The organism is Amnibacterium endophyticum (assembly GCF_042680685.1).
Taxonomy (GTDB): Bacteria; Actinomycetota; Actinomycetes; order Actinomycetales; family Microbacteriaceae; genus Amnibacterium; species Amnibacterium endophyticum.
In genome coordinates, this window is record NZ_JBHUEA010000001.1 from 269,542 (window position 1) to 286,481 (window position 16,940).

The following is a 16,940-nucleotide window of genomic DNA, read 5'->3' on the forward strand; positions in this document are numbered from 1 at the left end:
GTGATCGGAAGGACGGGAGCGCGGAGGGCGCGGTCGTGATCGTGCTGGCAGCCGGTCTGGCGATCGCGTTCGGAGTGTGGGTGATCGCGCTCGGCCCCGCCTGGATGCGGCGCACCGCCGACGCGGGCGGGCACTGGGCTCTGGCGGGCATCATCTACCTCGCCGGTCCGATCAACGTCCTGATCCAGCTGACCTACCCGAACGGAGCCGATCCGCAGGGGCTCGGCCTCCTGCTCGCCCGCGCCAACACGGTCGCCTCGTGGTCGCTGGGCGCGGTCGCGCTGGTCTCCGCCCTGCGTCAACCGCGCCGCGGCCGGACCGCGCTGACGGCGGCGCTGCTGTTCTTCTACGCCTGCCTCGTTCTCTCGTCCGCCTTCGGCTACCAGCCCGAGCCTCCGAAGGAGGAGTACTTCATCACTCCCCTGCTCGTGGTGCCGTTCGTGCTGCACGGCGGCTACCGCTGGTCGTGGCTGGCGGACGTCCTGCGCAAGGCGTTACGGGCCATCGTGATCTTCAGCCTGGCCTCGGTGCTGCTGCTGCCGTCCGTAGCGTACGACCAGGAGTGCTGCCGCGAGATCTTCGGGATCGAGCGCGTGCAGGGCGTGACCGGCCACCCGAACACCCTCGCGATCCTCGCGTGCTTCCTGGTGATCCTCGAGCTGCGCGGAGGCCGCCTGCTCTGGACCCTGCCGCCCCTGCTCGCGATGCTGCTCGCGCAGTCCACCACGGGTTGGGTCGCGCTCACCCTCGGCCTGCTCGTGCTGGCAGGGCGTCTCGGCAGCACCACCCGCATCGCCGCGTTCGCGCTCGCGCTCGGCGGTCTGGTCCTCGCCGCGAGCGACCCGAACGTCGTCAACGACTTCCTCCCGCCCGACTTCTGGACCTTCACGGGCAGGACGACCATCTGGCAGGCCGCCCTGCACGGCTTCTTCCTCAGCCCGGTCTTCGGCTACGGACCGAACCTGCTGGACGACCAGTACCGCTCGGTCTACCTCGGCTCCTTCGACGCCGCCGCCCAGGCGCACAACCAGTTCGTGCAGACCCTGGGCAGCACGGGGATCGTCGGCGGAGCGAGCCTGGTCGCGCTCCTGGTCGCGGTCTACGCCACGAGCGTGCGCGCTGCGGGCCGGACCGGGGGGCTCTCGCTCGCGCTCGCTCTTGCGCTGTCAGCGCGGCTGCTGTCCGAGATCCCCCTCACCCCGCAGGGCAGCACCGCCACCCTGCTGCTCGTCGTCGCGGTGGTCGGCATCGCTGCGGCAGGTGCGCCGGAGCCGCCTCCGCGAGGACGAGGGGCGGTGCCGGTGCGAGGCCCGATGCGGCGCCCCGGGGCGACCCCGCTGGTGGTGCCCACCGGTGGGGCAGTAGGCGTCCGAACTCGGGCCGCTCGGTGAGCCGGAGCATCCGGCGCATCCTCTACGTCCCCAACGAGACGGGTGACGCGCGCCAGTTCGGCTATCGGCGGGCCTTCGCGGACCTGCTGTCGGCCGGCATGCTGGACGAGGTCCGGGTCTTCAGCCTCGAGCACCGCATCCATGCCGGCGGTGACGCGGCGGCGCACCGAGCCGACCTGCTCGCCGCGGCGCGCGAGTTCGCGCCCGATCTCCTGTTCATGCAGCACCTCGGTCGAACCGGTCTGACGGACGGCGATTTCGAGCAGCTCACCAGCGGCGGCACGCCGCTGCTCTACCACGAGGCCGACCCGTACACCCGCCGCGTGCATCCGCTGCCAGCGGCCGCACGGGCTGCAGGTCGTGCCGCCGACGTGGTGTTCACCGTCGGAGCGGGCACCTTCACCACCAACTTCCTGCGCTCCGGAGCACGGCGGGTCGAGTGGACGCCCAGCGCTTTCGACCCGAACCGGATCGACCTCGGCGAGGGGCAGCGGGAGCGCGCCATGGACGTCGTGATCATCGCCAACCGGGGTCGGGCACGGATCAGGCCGCTTCCGAACGCGGCCGACAGGGTGCGCTTCATCGAGGCGGTACAGGACCGGCTCGGCGACCGGCTCGCGCTCCACGGGCGCGGCTGGTCCGGACCGTCAGCCCGGGGGCCGGTGCCCTACTCCGAGCAGACGACCGTGCTGCGGTCCGCCTGGATGAGCGCGAACTGGGACCACTTCGCCGCCGAGCCCTGCTACTTCTCCGACCGCCTGGCGATCGCGCTCGCCTCCGGCTCGGTCTTCGCCACCACGCTGCACCCCGGCTACTCAGCGGTATTCCCCCCCGACTTGACACGGAGGTTCCTCATCACGAGCAGCCAGCCCCAGGATCTGCTGCAACGAATCGAGCAGTGGCTCGCGACCACCACCGTGGACCAACGGCTCGATGCGGAGCTGGCCGCGCGCGAATTCGCGTGGTCGCACCTGCGACAGGACGACACCCTCGTGACGATGCTGAACGCGGTCGGCGTCGGCATCGATCCGAGAGCGGCGAGCGAGGCCTGGGACATCCGCCGAGCTCCGCTGGACGCGCTGTGAACGCCATCGAGCGGAGCGAGGACCGCGACCGGATCCACATCGGCGTCGGCACCGCCAACCTGCGGTCCCTGGGACGTCGGTCCTCGATCCGGGACGTCGCGACCCTCCTGAGAGCGGCCGTCGAGCTCGGCGCCACGACCATCGACACCGCCGACACCTACGGGGCGGGGTCGGCCGAACGCGCGCTCGCCGCGGCCGCGGCCGGCGTCGGATCCCGCGACCTCCGCGTCATCACCAAGGGCGGGTACGTGTTCCCGGACCTGCCGATGCCGCTGCGCCCGCTCAACCAGCCGGCGAAGAAGCTGGTCGGCGCACTCGTGCCACGGCAACGCTTCGATGCGGCGCACCTGCGTCGCGCCTGGTCCGCCTCGAGGGAGCGTCTTCAGGGGCTTCCTGTGCACGCCTACTGCCTGCACAACCCGCCCGCGAGCGTGCTCCGAGCGGGCGAGGCGGTCCAGGTGCTCGACTCCCTCCGCGCCTCCGGCGCCTTCGACATGGTCGGCGTCTCCGTGGACGACACGGCCGACGCCGCCCTCCTCCCCGACCTGGACGGCCTCGGGCTCGTCGAACTGTCCGCACACACGTGGCGCGAGCTCCCCGCTGCCGCACGGGCCCGGCTCAAGGGACGGGGCATCGAGATCGTGATCAACCGCGCGCTGCACCTGCACCCGGACCCCGCGACCGCGCTGCAGATGCTGACGGCGATGGACCAGGCGCCGGACGTGATCATCGTGGGCACGAGGAACCCTGCGCACCTCGCTGCCGCCGTCGAGGCGGTGGCATGACGAGCGGCGGCGCCGGACCGGTCGTCGTGCTCGGCTCCGGGCCCGCGGGCGTCGCCGTCGCCGAGGGCCTCCTGCGCCGCGGGCACGAGGTCCTCCTCGTCGAAGGCGGCGTCGCGCGGGAGCGGGATCGCGACCGGGAGTTGAGCGAGGGCGCCGAGCCCCGTGGAGTGTGGGGGCACGACCCGCTGACGGAGAACCGGCGGAGGGTGCTCGGCGGGACGAGCACCGCCTGGGGCGGCCGGTGCATCCCGCTCGACCCGATCGACTTCGAGCAGCGCGACTGGGTCCCTCACAGCGGCTGGCCGATCTCCTACGCCGAGTACGCGCGCTGGCTGCCCGAAGCCGCGCGGCTGCTCGAGGTACCCGCAATGGCGTTCCATCGGGCCGAACCGGACCCGATCCTCTCGACCGACGGCACGGTGGACGGCCGGCCGATCGAGCTCTGGAGCCCGCCCACCAACGTCGCTCGCCTGCTGGCCCGCTTGAAGGCCGCACATCCGCGGTTGACGGTGCTGCAGGACACGCACGTCACAGGCCTCGAGATCGACGAGCAGGGCGGCGTCGTCGCCCTGCAGGGCAGGCGGGGCGACGAACGCGTCCGCATCGAGGGAGCGCGCTTCGTGCTGGCCGCCGGTGCACTCGAGAACGCGCGTCTGCTGCTCGACTCGGTGCTGGCTCCGACGCTGCCCGCCCTGGGGCGCTATTACATGAGCCACGTCTTCGCGAGTCATGTCTCCTACACGGGCCCGGCCCTGCCCAGGGCGACGGGCTTCTTCCGGCTCGGGCGCACCTACGGGCGGCACCGCTGGCAGCTGACGCCGGAGGCGCAGCGACAGTCCGAGGTGGGCAACGTCATCGGCTTCATCGCACGACCGCCGGCGCACGGGCTGTCGGTGCACCTCGACCCGCTGACTGCGCTGGCGGAGGCGGCCAAGGCGGTGCGACGGCTCGTGCGCTCCCCTCGGACCGTTCGACGCGCGGCCCGTGAGCTCGCCGTCTACGGGCGGGTGCTGCTCACCGCACCCCCGCGCTTCTGGCCGAATGTCGTGGTGCAGGCGGTCCGTCGCCGCTCCCGGCACCGGCTGCCGATGCTGCTACCGCCCCGTGATGCACGGGTCCACCACCTGACGGTGCAGGCCGAGCACCTCCCCCACCCCGAGAGCCGCGTCCTGCTGTCGTCGCAGACCGACCGGTACGGCGTGCCGCTGCTCGAAACGGACGTCGACTTCCATCGGACCGACTTCGAGACGATCGAGGTCTTCGTCGAGGCGATGCATCGCTTCCTCGGCCGGCTCGGCTATCGATCGACGCAGGATCCCGCCACAGTCATGCGTGCATTCGCGAGGGACATGTTCGGCGGATTCAACTCCAACGCGCACCACATCGGCACGACCCGGATGGGCGAGGACCCCGTGACGAGCGTCGTCGACGCCGACTGCCGGGTGCACGGGACGACGAACCTCTGGGTCGCGGGCTCCGCCGTCTTCCCGACGAGCGGCCACTGCAACCCGACTCTGTCGATCGTGGCGCTCGCGTGTCGGCTCGCCGATCACCTCGGCACCCGATGACGACCCCGGAGGAATCGGCCCCGGACGCGCCCGTCTCGGCTCGTCGGCTCGCGAGCGGAGCCGCGTGGACCTACGGCAGCCAGCTGGTCGCGGTCGTCGCGCAGTTCGGCTACGCCGCGGTCACGAGCCGGCTCGTCGACCCACGATCCTTCGGCGTCTACGCGATCACGCTGGCGATCACGGCGCTCGTCACCCTCATCGCCACGGGGGGCCTCGGACAGACGATCGGCCGGATGCATGAGGTGGTCCCGGCCACCGTTCGGGCCCTCTGCACGCTCGCTCTGCTCCTGGGACTCGCGTCCGCCGCGGCGCTCGGGCTCGGTGCGCCGCTCTGGGCCGCGCTGTGGTCGACCCCGTCCGCCAGCAGCGCGGTGGCCGTGATGGCGATCAGCGCCTTCGTGGCCCCGTTCTACGGCTTAGTCACCGGCCTCGTCCGCAGGCTCGGGCTGTTCCGCCTGCTCGCGGCGCAGCAGCTGGTCGGCACGCTGCTGGGCATGGTCCTCGGCGTCGTCTCGGTCGTGCTGTTCCGCTCCGCCGAGAGCTTGCTCGTCTCCCCCATCGCAGGCTCGCTGCTGACGACCCTGTTCTGCGCATGGAGTGCTCGTCGGTACCTGGGCCTCGGGCGGATCCGCAGCGCCGTGGGCGAACTCGCCTTCAGCGCGCAGCTGACGCTGGCGAGTCTGCTCTCCTACGGCGTCGGCAACGTGTCGCGGATCGTCGCCACGAACGTGTTGGGCGCCTCCGCGCTCGGATACTGGAATCGCGCCGAGGTCGTCTCCATCATCCCGTTCCAGCAGCTGCAGACGGCGCTCATCCAGACCATCTATCCCGAGTTCCGACACGACCGCGAGGGGAGCGAACGGGCGCGACGCGTGTGGACCGATCTCCTCGTCGTGATGGGCGCGGTGCTGATGGCCGTCGCTGTCATCGGCTCGATCGCCGTTCCGCCGCTGGTGCTGATCCTGCTCGGCCCGCAATGGGAGGTCGCGCGGCAGCTGGTGCCCTTGCTGATGTTCGCCGGCGCCGTGCAGGCCGTCGGCACCGTGCTCGCCGCCGCGATCGAGGCCATCGGTCGCTTCCGATGGGTGTGGACCACGCAGATCGTCCTGCTCGTGCTCCAGATCGGCATCGCGGCGTCGATCGTCCTCACCCACTCCCTGGTGATCACGGTCGCCGGCGTGCTGCTCACCAGCATCGCGCGCCAGGTCTGGCAGGGCGTCGTGTGCAGCCGGGCCGGCTACCTGGACGGGAGACGCCTGCTCCGAAGCTCGATCATCACGACGGTCGTGGCGGTCGGACTCTACGGGGTTCTCGCCGGTGCGCTGCAGGTCGTAGGACCGACGCTTCCCGCCACGGTCGCCTGCCTCCTAGTCGTGCTCGTCACCGCGGTCCTGCTGCGCCGCCCGCTCAGCAGGTTGCCCGTCATCGCGCTCATCGGCCGCTACGGCCTGCTGCCTGGCCGACAGCGGAATTGATCGCGCCCGGTCAGCGTCGAGCCGCGTGGTCGTCGATCGCGGCGGCGTACGCCTGGAGGTACTCACCGGCGACGACCTCCGGGGCGTAGCGCGTCGCGAGGGCGGCCTGCCCCGCCTCGACGAGGCGCCGCTGCTCACCGCGGTCCGCGTGCAGCATCAGCACCGCGTCGGCGAATGCACGGGGGTCCTTCACGTCGACGAGGCGCGCCGCCTCGCCGTCGAGCATGGTCCACGCGACACCACCTGAGTCGGCGCCGGCGACCACGGCGAGTCCCGCCTGCAACGCCTCGAGCATGCAAAGCCCCTGGGACTCCTCGAGGGACGCGTGCACGAAGAGCGTCGCCGCTCCCAGCTCGGCCGCGACGTCCCGACGATCCATGGTGCCGAGGAACGCGACCCCCTCCGCGAGCCCGTTCGCCCGCGCCGTCGCCGCGAGCGGCCCGCCGTCCTCGAGTCCGGCTCCGATCAGCCGCAGGCGCGCGTCGGGAAGCGCCTGCCGGACGAGCGAGAACGCCTCGAGCAGCCCGGGGATGTTCTTGCGCTTCGAGTCGTCCGCGATCTCGAGCAGCACCAGCGGGCCATCGAGATCGCGTGCCGCGACGTCGATCCGCAGCTGCGGCACGGCGTTCGGCACGATCCGGATCGGCCTGCGGTAGAACATGGTGGAGCGCCAGCGCTCGGCGAGGTAGGGCGACACCGCCGTGAGTCGCCGGATCCGAGGCCGCACCCGGAGCGCGAGCACGAGACGCCCCAGCCGGTAGAGGTCCGGCACGGTGCGCAGGATCGTCCACGGCGAATCGTGCGCCGTGACGAGGAGCGGGCGACGCTTGGACGCGAGGGCGCCTGCGGCGAATTCGTACGTCCAGTGGACGTGGAAGACGTCTGCATCGACGCGGGCGGCCTCCGCGGCAAGCGCCCTGCGCTCCTGCCGGTACTGGTCGAGGAAGCGGGCCCGGGCCCGGGCCCGGTAGGGCACGACGACGACCGAGAGGCGCCCGCGCTCAGCGCGCCAGGTCTCGCGGCGACTGGATCCCGCGGTGATGAGAGTCACCCGATGCCCGAGGTCGAGCAGGCTGCGGACCAGCTGGTTGACGGTCGTGCCGTTCAGGCCGGAGGGCACCTCGTCCCGCTCCAGGCCCAGGTCCCGGTGCAGCTCAGGAGGTTCCGCAGGTCCGACGATGGCGACATGCATCACCTTTGACGAGTCCGGGCAGCTGCCCGATAGACCGCGGTGTACTCGGCCGCCCCACGTTCCGCCGAGAAGTCGATGGGCGGGGCGGTAGCGGCCGGCACGGCTGTGCCCTTCAGCGCCCGGGTCCAGCCGTCCTGCTCCAGCGGCACCACGGTGATCCCGTGCTGGCCTGCGGCCCAGCGCAGTCCCGGTGCGTCCGCGATCACGGCTGGCAGCCCGATCGTCAGCGCCTCTGCGAGCGCGACGGGCATACCTTCGTTCCGACTCGGCATGAGCAACCGGGTCGCCTCGAGCAGCGCCGCATCGGGCACCGCCGCCCCGCGTCGTCGCAGCCGCCCGGCGGCTTGCAGTCTGTCGAGCATGTCCCGTTCCCCCTCGGACGCCGATCCCTCGCCACCGACGTGGGAGACGACACTGTTCGAGGACAGCACCGCTCGCAGCGCCATCTCGTGGTTCTTGGCCGGCCCGCAGTTCCCCAGGAGGAGGACGTGGTCCTCGTCTCCCCGCGGCGGCCGACGCTGTCCCTGCAGCTCGAAGAACCGGTCGTCGACCCAATTGTAGATCAGGGTCGACCGCCTGCCGAAGCGGCGCTCGTTCTCCGCCACGTCCGGAGAGCAGACGACGACCCGTTCGAGGAACCGATCGGCGACCGCTCGCGAGAGGCGGCGCCGAATCCTCCAAGCCGGACCTCCGTCGAACACGTTGTGGACGGTGTGGACGACTCGGCGGGACCGCGTCGCCATCACGCTGACGAGAACGGTCGCGAGGAAGACACCCTCGGTGTGCACGTGGACGACGTCGGGACGAATGGACCTGATGGTTCGGTACAGGTGCCGCAGCCCGTCGACCGACCGCACGGACGGGATCAGGCGGACCTCGTAGCCCGCGACCCGGAGGTCATCGGCATAGGGGTGTTCCAAGCCCTGCCCGACTACGACACCGCGCACGCCGACTGCGCCGAAGGCGCTCAGCGCCGAGACGAGCATCCGCTCCATGCCGCTCGGTCGCAGCGCTCCGAGCAGGTGCAGGACGACGAGCGGGTCCTGCCCCTCGTCGCCGCTCTGCTCCGCGATCACGGCCGAAGCCCTTCCGGTCATCGCCGGAGCGCACCTGCGTGCTCGCGGTACCAGGCGACCGTGTGCTCGAGGCCCTCGCGCAGCCCGATCCGCGCGGTCCAGCCGGCGTCGGCCAGCTTGTCGACGGCGAGCAGCTTCTGCGGGGTGCCGTCGGGCTTGGTCGTGTCCCAATCGGTCGCACCTTCGAAGCCGACGACCTCGGCGATGGTCTCCGCGATCTCGCGGATCGTCACGTCCTTGCCGGTGCCGACGTTGACCTGCTGCGGACCGTCGTAGTGCTCGAGCAGGTGCAGGCAGGCGTCCGCCATGTCGTCGACGTGCAGGAACTCGCGCCGCGGGCTCCCGGTCCCCCAGTTGGTGACCGACGCAGCGCCGGACGCCGCCGCCTCGTCGTAGCGGCGGATCAGCGCCGGCAGCACGTGGCTGCCCTTCGGCGAGAAGTTGTCGTTCGGGCCGTACAGGTTCGTCGGCATCGCGCTGATCCACGGCAGCCCGTACTGACGACGCACCGCCTGCACGCCGAGGATCCCGGCGATCTTCGCGATCGCGTAGGAGTCGTTGGTCGGCTCCAGGTGACCCGTGAGCAAACTGTCCTCGTGGATCGGCTGGTCTGCGTACTTCGGGTAGATGCACGACGAGCCGAGGAACAGGAACCGCTCGACCCGCTGCTCCAGCGCCGCGTCCATGACGTTCGTCTGGATGCGGAGGTTGTCGGACAAGAAGTCGACCGGGTAGGTCGAGTTCGCGAGGATGCCGCCGACCTTCGCTGCGGCGAGCACCACGACGTCCGGCCGCACCTCGCGGAAGAACGCGAAGACCGCGTCGCGGTCCTTCAGGTCGAGCTCCGCCGACGAGCGGCCGACGACGTCGGTGAAGCCCTCCGCCTCCAGCTTCCGCACGATCGCGGAGCCGACCAGCCCGCGGTGTCCCGCGACGTACACGCGCGCGTCGCGGTCGAGCCGCCCGGGGACGAACTCGCGCCCGTCCTTCAGGTCGGTCATGCGCCGACCCCGAGGGCGGCGTTGCGCTTGGAGTTCCAGGAGTCGAGCTTCACGGTGTCGATCCAGGGCCGGCCCTCGTGGGCGAGCGCCTGCACGTCGGCGTCGACCATCAGCCGCGCCAGCTCCAGCCCGTCGACCGTCGGCGTCCAGCCCAGCTCCGTGCGCGCCTTGGTCGCATCCCCGATCAGCGCGTCGACCTCGGTCGGGCGGAGGTACCGCTCGTCGAACTTCACGTATTCCTGCCAGTCGAGCCCCACGTGCGAGAACGACGCCTCCAGGAACTCCTTCACCGTGTAGCCCACGTTCGTGGCCAGCACGTAGTCGTCCGGCTGATCGGCCTGCAGCATCCGCCACATGCCCTCCACGTACTCCGCCGCGTACCCCCAGTCACGGATCGAGTCCAGATTCCCCATGTACAGCTCCGACTGCAGACCCGCCTTGATCCGCGCCACCGCCCGCGTCACCTTGCGCGTCACGAACGTCTCACCCCGACGCGGCGACTCGTGGTTGAACAGGATCCCGTTCACCGCGTACATCCCGTACGCCTCGCGATAGTTCTTCGTCACCCAGTACGAGTAGACCTTCGCCGCCCCGTAGGGAGACCGCGGGTAGAACGGCGTCTCCTCGTTCTGCGGCGGCGGCGTCGCCCCGAACATCTCGCTGCTGCTCGCCTGGTAGAACCGGCAGTGCAAGCCAGCCAGCCGCACCGCCTCCAGCAGCCGCATGCTGCCCACACCCGTCGTGTCGCCCGTGTGCTCCGGCTCGTCGAAGCTGACGCGCACATGGGACTGCGCCGCCAGGTTGTACACCTCCTGCGGCTTGATCTGCGACAGCAGCGTCACCAGACGCGCACCATCACTGAGGTCCCCGTAATGCAGGAACAACGCCGCATCCGGGTTGTGCGGATCCGTGTACAGGTGATCGATCCGCGACGTGTTGAACGTCGACGCACGACGGATCAGACCATGGACCTCGTACCCCTTGCCCAGCAGCAGCTCCGCCAGATACGACCCGTCCTGCCCCGTGATCCCGGTGATGAACGCGACCTTCTTGAACGGCATGAGGGCTCCTCGGGGGTGCTGGTGGGTGACAGCTGGGTGGGGCGTCTGAGGGTTGCCCTCGACCAACCAATCGTGCCAGGTCGCGGAGCCGTTCGGTGGCCCTCCTTCAGGGGGTCACTCGTCGTCGACGACGAGACCCTGCAGGCGTTCCGCGATGACGCGCTGGTCGCCCTCGGAGAGATCGCCCGTCCCGTCCACTCCCGGGAGCCAACCGGCCGCGACGGGATCGACCCAGCGGACGCCGGCGATGCGGGCGGCGCTGCGCAGGGTCGTGCGTACCTGATCGAATTCGTCGACGGCCGTCCCGGCCGGGCGGAAGAGCGGGCCGACCGCGATGACCGTGGCATCGGGCGCCCGCTGAGTCGCCGCCGAGTACGCCTCCGTCGCAGCCCTGGCGAGTGCCAGCGAGGTGTCTGCACCGTCCGCCGCACCGCCGACGAACAGGACCAGACCCGCGTCGACCGGAACGGTGGTCGCCGCGTCGACGAAGGTGCCACCTGAATCCCCCTCGGACGCGTACCCCGCACCAGCAGACGCAGTGACCTCGAGGTCGGCGCCGAACGCGCCGGACAGCAGGCGAGGCCAGCGCTGCGCGGCCGCCACGCCCGACGCCCCGCTTCGGGCCGACTCATCGCCGATCACCGCGATCGACCCGATGACGCCGGTCGGTGGCGCGGACGCGCGGAGCGGCGGCGGCGTGTAGGACGCCGCTTCCCGCGCGGCCGTCTCGGCGTCGTTCCGAGACTTCACGACGACCGCGACGATCAATCCTGCGCAGAGCACGGCGAGCACCACGAGTACCACGAGGCCGATGGCACCGCTGCTCAGGCGACCTCGGCCGACGCGCCGGCGACGCGTCGGGGTCTCCGCACGATCACCCGCGTCGACGCGCGTCTCGGCGACCTTCCCCTCGCTCGGCGAATCGTCGGCGGACAGGGAGCGGTCCTCGTCCGCGGCCTCGAAGAAGTCGGCGTTCGAAGTCCCGCCCGACGCCGACGTCAACGGCAGGTCGCCCTCGTCCGATCCACCCCGATCGACGTCCGCCTTCGCGTCCGCAGTCGCGTCGTCTGCACCGGGCGGCACCACCCCCTCGGCCAGCACGGGTTCCTCCTGGGAGCGGTCCCCACCGCCGTCCGGCTCAGACTCCGCGTGCGGCGCCTCGACCGAGGCAGCCTCCTCACCAGACGCCGCCCCGTCGGCCGACGCGGACTCCTCCTCGGTGTGGTCGCGACCGCCGTTCGGCTCGGGCTCCACGTGCGGCTCCTCCGGCTCGGGCGGCCCGGCAGCGGCTCCTCGAGGGTTCGACGCGGGCGACGCAGATCGATCCTGGTCCATGCCGTCCACGGTGTCACGCCGCTCGATCACGTCGCCGTGCGCCCGGTGGCGGGACGTCTCCCCCGGGCGCAGCGCCCCCTTCACACCGCGCGCGAGGCCACGCACGGCGATCGGGCCGGTCAGGAGCAGGCGTGCCGGCGATCCGTCGCCAGATCTGTCGTGCTTGCCCGGCACCCTTCCTCCGCCTCCTCGACCCGTGGGTGAGGATAGGGACCCCGCGATCTCCTCGTGCGGTCGAGGTCTACTCCGCGGGCGGGTCCTCCCGCAGCGGTCCGAGGCCGGCGACCCGCGCGACGCCGATCACGAGCGCGGTGCCGATCAGCAGGATCAGCGGCAGCCACTCGATCGCGACGATGAAGATGCCGCCGGGGATCGCGAGCGCGTAGACCAGGAAGGCCAGGGACGTGATGCCGAGCGCGGCCGCGAGGGGGCGGGTCTGGCGGACCGTCAGCTCGCGCCGGGAGAACTCGCGGAACTTGTCGCGGAACGCGAGCCACACGAAGGCCGCGTTCGCGACGAGGGCGATCACGAAGAGGATCCAGACCGCGGCGACCTTCTCGCCGCTCGTCTGCGGCGTCTGCACCAGGTTCACGCAGGCGACGCCGGCGAGGTAGATCGTGAGCGCCTCCGACGGCACGTAGGACACGAGCGCCGCGAGCCCGCCCCGCTCACCCTGCGAGATCGACGCGCCCGGCTCGACCTGCGGGATCATCGGGCCGCTCGAGGACGCCTGCTCCTCGTCCTCCGTCGGCGCAGCGCCGACGGGGACCCCGAGCGACTTGGCCGTCGTGATCGCGGCGATTCGTCCGGCGGAGCGCGCGCTCATCGGGTGCCGGTCCGGGTGTCGGCCATGGGGTCTCCTCGTGACGGGTCGCGCGTGGGGAGCGCGCGGCCGCGGCGGGGATGCGGCGCCGCGATCTGCCGCCATCCAAGGGCCGGGACACTGGACGTTGGCCGAGAAGCGGCGCAGATGCACCCCGCGACGGCCTCAGCGGCCGCTGAGCACGTGTGCGTCTTGGTCGATCAGATCGGCGCCGACCCGCCGGAGCGCCTCCGCCGACGCGCGCCTGCCGCTCCTAGCGTGCTCGCGTGACGACCCGCCTCCGACTGCTGCCGGTCGCGCTCGTGGGCGGTGCGGTGCTCGTGCTGCTGCTCGTGCCGCGACACGTCGATCTGCACATCTCCTGGCTCTCCTCCTCCGGACTCGTCGGCCACGCGGCCGACGGCGGCACGCCGCTGTGGTGGCTGCTGGAGGACCTGTCGAACATCGCCATGTTCGTCCCGGTCGGCTGGGTCGCGGCGCGCCTGCTGCGGCCCGGAGTCGCCCTCGGTGCCGGCGTCGCCCTCTCGGCGGCGTGCGAGCTGGCCCAGCTGTGGATCCCGAACCGTCACGGGTCGCTGCGCGACGTGGCGATGAACGCGATCGGCGTCGCGATCGGCGTCGCGATCGTGGCGCTGCTCCGCCGCCGTCAGGCGAGGCGGGCGGCCCCGCAGGTGGCGCAGGACCAGAACGGGCGCGACGCGCTCCCGGCCACCGCCATGGGCGTGAGGCAGCGGCCGCAGTTCGGCGTGCCGAGCCCGTCGACGAGCGCGTCGGACGACTCCTCGCTGCTCACCCCCACGGGGACATGGTGAACCGCCGCTCGGACGGCGGCCAGCACCCCGTCCGGGGGCGCCTGCTGCGCGGCCTCGTCGCCCTCGGCCTCACGACCGCCCTGCTCGCCGGCAGCACGGCCCCGACCGGCGGGATCCGCAGCACCGCGGCGGCGGCCACCACGGCGCACGCGGCTCCCGTCTCGACCGCCGCGTTCGAGCTGGTCTCCCCCACGACGAAGCGGCCGCTGCAGTGGCCCGCCTGCCGTCCGATCGCCTACGCCATCAACCCCGCCGGCATGCCGAAGGGCATGGATGCGGTGATCAAGCGGGTCATGGCGGGGGTCCAGCAGCAGACCGGGGCGCGCTTCCGCTACGCGGGATCGACGAAGCGGACCTTCGGCGCGCAGAGCCGCCCGACGGTGCCGACCATCGTCTTCGCGTTCACCGGGAAGACGAAGGCGTACGGGCACCGCTTCGCGTACCCCGGGGAGATCGGGATGGGCGGCCCGGTGGGCGCCTGGTACATGTCGGGGGACGGGCGCCGGTACGAGGCGATCACCTCCGGCCGCGTGCTGCTCTCGACGGCGTTCGCGGGCAAGCGCACCGGCGCGGGTGCGACCTGGCAGTCGCTGATCCGCCACGAGGTCGGGCACGCGCTGAACCTGGCCCACCGGTCGTCCCGTACCGCGGTCATGAACCCGATGCTGACGTCGAAGGCGCCCAGCCGGTTCACGAGCACCGAGGTGGCCGCGCTGAAGCGCGTGCTGCAGCGGAAGGGCTGCGACTACGCCGCGTGGTCGCGGCTCTGAGCCGGTTGAGTCCGAGCCGGTCGGGTCCGAGCCGGCCGGCTCAGGAGGCGCGGGCGGGCACCCGTCGAGCCGCGGGCCGAGCGACCTGCGCGGAGCGCGCGGGCCTCCGGTAGGCCATCTGCGCCTTCTGGCGGTCGTCCGCGATCCGCACGGCACGGCCGAGCAGCAGGGCGACGACCGACGCCACGACGATCCATGCGACGGCGATCACGCCGATGACGACCAGCACCTGTGCCACGGCCTCTCCCCCCAGATCGGTCCGTGATCAGGATCGCAGCGCCCTGACACGCCGCGCGATCCCCCGAACGGGGTGACGCGCGGCGCCCTCGTGCGGTCGGGAGAGGATGGAGGGATGCGGGGGAAGCGGTGGGGCGTGCTCGTCGCGCTCGGTGCGCTGCTGCTCGCAGGCTGCACCGCGGCGCCCCCGCCGGCGGCCGCGCCGCGACCGACCGCGGACGCGCCCTCCCCGCCCGCACCGAGCCCGTCCCCGACCGGAACACCGCTGACCGTCGCAGCGCTCGGCGACTCGCTCTCGCGCGGCTTCGACGCCTGCGCGGCGTTCGGGGACTGCCCCGAGGCGTCGTGGGCGACGGGCACGGACCCGCGCGTCGACTCCGTCGCCGACCGGCTGGGCGCGCTGCGGGACGCCACGATCACCCGGGTCGACGCGGCCCGGTCGGGCGCGGACTCGAGCGACCTCGCCCGGCAGGTGGAGACCGTGATCCCGCACTCCCCCGACCTCGTCACGATGCTGATGGGCGCGAACGACGTGTGCCGCCCCGACCTCACCGAGATGACGCCCGCTCCGGTCTACACGGAACGGATCGATGCGGCGCTCGACCGCCTCGCCGCCGCGCTGCCCGACGCGACCGTGCTGGTCGCGAGCGTGCCCGACGTGACCGCGCTGCTGCCCGTCGCGGGCGGGGACCCCACCGCGCGCTTCATCTGGTCGCGCCTGAACGGCTGCTCGACCGTGCTCGAGGCGCCGCAGTCGACCTCGGCCGCCGCCGAGCTGCGCCGGGACGAGGTGCGCGCCCGCGTCGCGGAGTACGACGACGCGCTGCGCGCCGCCTGCGCCGCGCACCCGCGCTGCGTGTACGACGACGGGGCGCTGCGGGCGTACCGGCCGGAGCTGGCGCAGCTGTCCGCCCTCGACTACTTCCACCCCTCGATCGCCGGGCAGGCCGAGCTGGCGGCGCTCGAGTGGCGCGCGCTCACCTCCTCCGCACTCGTCCCCTGAGCCGCGCCGCCGCTCTCCCCGTCCGTCGAGGTGCGAGCGCAGCGAGCCTCGAGACGGAGCCTGTTCGCTGGCGGAGGTGGTCTCGAGGCTCCGCTGCGCTCCGCACCTCGACCAGCGGGGCGCGAGAGGGAGCGGGCGGGTTCAGCGAGGAGCGAGCAGCGCGCCGAGCGCGGCCGCGAGGTCCTCGGACACGGCACGGACGCGCGCGGCCGCAGCGCGGTGCTGCGGCTCCGGGGCGCCGTGCCCGTCGACGATCGTGAGCGGGTCCTCCGGCGGCACGGCGCGCTGCCACCACCGCCGCGGCGGTACCGGATCGGCCGGGACGGCGACGAGCCCGCGCTGCCCGTGCATCGCCCGTGCGACCGCGGCGAGGTCCGGGTAGCGCTCGCCCCGCTCGGCGAGCGCTCCCGCGAGCGCCGCTGCCTCGCGCAGCGTGAAGACGGACGCCTGCGTACCGGGGGCCTCGCGCACGAGGGCGCCGCGCTGCTCGCGCTCCATCGCCACGACGAGGTCCGCGGCGCGGACGTCGTCGCCCTCTACCTGCCGCGCGGCGTGAGTCGGGTCGGCGCCGTCCGGCAGCTCGAGTGCGGAGACCGCGCACATCGGCGATCCGCTCAGCGCGCGCACACCGGCGCTCGACACCGCGACCCCGCCGCCGAGCCGGAGGCCGAGCACCCGCTGCGCCAGTGGGGAGCGACAGACGTTCGCCGTGCACACGACCAGCAGGCGTCCGTTCGGCTCCATCCGCGGCAGCCTCCCACAGCCCGCACCGGAGCGGGCGATCACACCGTTCGACGAGCGGTCACCCCCGCTCCAGCGGCCTCCATTACCCCCGGACGGGGGACACGGAGGGATGCCACGCCGGTGTTTTGCGACGTTTCGGCGGGCGGTTAGCCTCCTCGCCGAATCGCCCGGACGGTCGCCCCGGACCGCAGACGACGAGGTGCTCAATGCCCCAGGTCTCACGCCGCCACGTGCTCGTCGGCGACCGCTGATGGGGCGACACACGGCACCGGTGCCGATCCAGCCGGAGCGGCCGACCCCGGCACGGACCGGCCGGCACACCGCGCCGATGCCCCTGCCGTCCGCGTCGAGCCCGGCGCAGCAGCACCGCCCCGCCGACGGAACCCGGACCGCCGATGTCCTCCGGTCCGGCGTCGTGCCCGCGGCCGCCGCCGCGGGGACCCGAGCGCAGCTTCCCTCGACTGCGCCGACGCCGCGCACCACGCCGCCTCCCCCGCGACCCGCGTCCTCCGCCTTCCGCGGTCCGAGCGCGGCGCTGCCTCCTGACGAGGCGCGGCGGACCGCGGCGCGCCGGGCGTGGTG

General features: G+C 72.5%; 16 protein-coding genes. 8 read left to right on the forward strand and 8 right to left on the reverse strand.

Features of this window, described 5'->3' with window-relative positions; translation table 11 throughout:
* Positions 1-35: 35 nt before the first annotated feature.
* From ACFSBI_RS01275 to ACFSBI_RS01295, 5 genes are read left to right on the forward strand one after another with little or no spacing between them, the layout of a single operon-like run.
* The gene (locus ACFSBI_RS01275) at positions 36-1,391 is read left to right on the forward strand and encodes an O-antigen ligase family protein (protein ID WP_377931375.1); all 1,356 of its coding nucleotides are present in this window, start codon (positions 36-38) and stop codon (positions 1,389-1,391) included.
* Positions 1,388-2,476, forward strand: coding sequence for a glycosyltransferase family protein (locus ACFSBI_RS01280; RefSeq protein ID WP_377931376.1), 1,089 nt, complete (start codon positions 1,388-1,390; stop codon positions 2,474-2,476). Before ACFSBI_RS01275 ends, ACFSBI_RS01280 begins: the two co-directional genes overlap by 4 nt.
* Entirely contained in the window at positions 2,473-3,261 is a 789-nt protein-coding gene (locus ACFSBI_RS01285) for an aldo/keto reductase (protein WP_377931377.1), read from the forward strand. Before ACFSBI_RS01280 ends, ACFSBI_RS01285 begins: the two co-directional genes overlap by 4 nt.
* Positions 3,258-4,829 carry a GMC oxidoreductase gene (locus tag ACFSBI_RS01290; protein ID WP_377931378.1) on the forward strand — a complete coding sequence of 524 codons (1,572 nt, stop codon included), beginning with the start codon at positions 3,258-3,260 and terminating at the stop codon, positions 4,827-4,829. Before ACFSBI_RS01285 ends, ACFSBI_RS01290 begins: the two co-directional genes overlap by 4 nt.
* Positions 4,826-6,304 carry an oligosaccharide flippase family protein gene (locus ACFSBI_RS01295; RefSeq protein ID WP_377931379.1) on the forward strand — a complete coding sequence of 493 codons (1,479 nt, stop codon included), beginning with the start codon at positions 4,826-4,828 and terminating at the stop codon, positions 6,302-6,304. The genes ACFSBI_RS01290 and ACFSBI_RS01295 overlap by 4 nt, the downstream gene beginning before the upstream one ends.
* Positions 6,305-6,314: 10 nt before the next feature.
* Here ACFSBI_RS01295 and ACFSBI_RS01300 read toward each other — a convergent pair whose 3' ends face one another.
* The 6 genes from ACFSBI_RS01300 to ACFSBI_RS01325 form a co-directional block, all read right to left on the reverse strand.
* Entirely contained in the window at positions 6,315-7,424 is a 1,110-nt protein-coding gene (locus ACFSBI_RS01300; RefSeq protein ID WP_377931380.1) for a glycosyltransferase family 4 protein, read from the reverse strand.
* A gap of 71 nt (positions 7,425-7,495) precedes the next feature.
* Positions 7,496-8,491 (reverse strand): glycosyltransferase, encoded by a 996-nt coding sequence (locus tag ACFSBI_RS01305; protein ID WP_377931381.1) that lies wholly within the window; start codon positions 8,489-8,491, stop codon positions 7,496-7,498.
* Positions 8,492-8,589: 98 nt separating this feature from the next.
* On the reverse strand, positions 8,590-9,573 hold the full coding sequence (locus tag ACFSBI_RS01310; protein ID WP_377931382.1) for a GDP-L-fucose synthase family protein: 984 nt from the start codon (positions 9,571-9,573) through the stop codon (positions 8,590-8,592).
* Positions 9,570-10,634, reverse strand: a complete 1,065-nt coding sequence (gene gmd / locus ACFSBI_RS01315; RefSeq protein ID WP_377931383.1) for a GDP-mannose 4,6-dehydratase — start codon at positions 10,632-10,634, stop codon at positions 9,570-9,572. Before gmd ends, ACFSBI_RS01310 begins: the two co-directional genes overlap by 4 nt.
* Positions 10,635-10,748: 114 nt before the next feature.
* Positions 10,749-11,888 carry a hypothetical protein gene (locus ACFSBI_RS01320; RefSeq protein ID WP_377931384.1) on the reverse strand — a complete coding sequence of 380 codons (1,140 nt, stop codon included), beginning with the start codon at positions 11,886-11,888 and terminating at the stop codon, positions 10,749-10,751.
* A 322-nt stretch (positions 11,889-12,210) separates the two neighbouring features.
* Complete coding sequence (locus tag ACFSBI_RS01325) at positions 12,211-12,795, reverse strand: hypothetical protein (RefSeq protein WP_377931385.1); 585 nt, start codon at positions 12,793-12,795, stop codon at positions 12,211-12,213.
* Positions 12,796-13,058: 263 nt separating this feature from the next.
* Between ACFSBI_RS01325 and ACFSBI_RS01330 the strand changes: the two genes are divergently transcribed.
* Together ACFSBI_RS01330 and ACFSBI_RS01335 are read left to right on the forward strand one after the other, a co-directional pair.
* Positions 13,059-13,604, forward strand: a complete 546-nt coding sequence (locus tag ACFSBI_RS01330) for a VanZ family protein (protein WP_377931386.1) — start codon at positions 13,059-13,061, stop codon at positions 13,602-13,604.
* Positions 13,601-14,374 carry a matrixin family metalloprotease gene (locus ACFSBI_RS01335; RefSeq protein ID WP_377931387.1) on the forward strand — a complete coding sequence of 258 codons (774 nt, stop codon included), beginning with the start codon at positions 13,601-13,603 and terminating at the stop codon, positions 14,372-14,374. Before ACFSBI_RS01330 ends, ACFSBI_RS01335 begins: the two co-directional genes overlap by 4 nt.
* Before the next feature lie 40 nt (positions 14,375-14,414).
* Here ACFSBI_RS01335 and ACFSBI_RS01340 read toward each other — a convergent pair whose 3' ends face one another.
* Positions 14,415-14,612, reverse strand: coding sequence for a hypothetical protein (locus ACFSBI_RS01340; protein ID WP_377931388.1), 198 nt, complete (start codon positions 14,610-14,612; stop codon positions 14,415-14,417).
* Between the two features lie 114 nt (positions 14,613-14,726).
* Between ACFSBI_RS01340 and ACFSBI_RS01345 the strand changes: the two genes are divergently transcribed.
* Positions 14,727-15,614, forward strand: coding sequence for a GDSL-type esterase/lipase family protein (locus ACFSBI_RS01345; protein WP_377931389.1), 888 nt, complete (start codon positions 14,727-14,729; stop codon positions 15,612-15,614).
* 141 nt (positions 15,615-15,755) lie between these two features.
* On the opposite strand, the gene ACFSBI_RS01350 is transcribed toward ACFSBI_RS01345, so the two are convergent.
* Positions 15,756-16,358, reverse strand: coding sequence for an arsenate-mycothiol transferase ArsC (locus ACFSBI_RS01350; RefSeq protein WP_377931390.1), 603 nt, complete (start codon positions 16,356-16,358; stop codon positions 15,756-15,758).
* Positions 16,359-16,940: the final 582 nt, after the last annotated feature.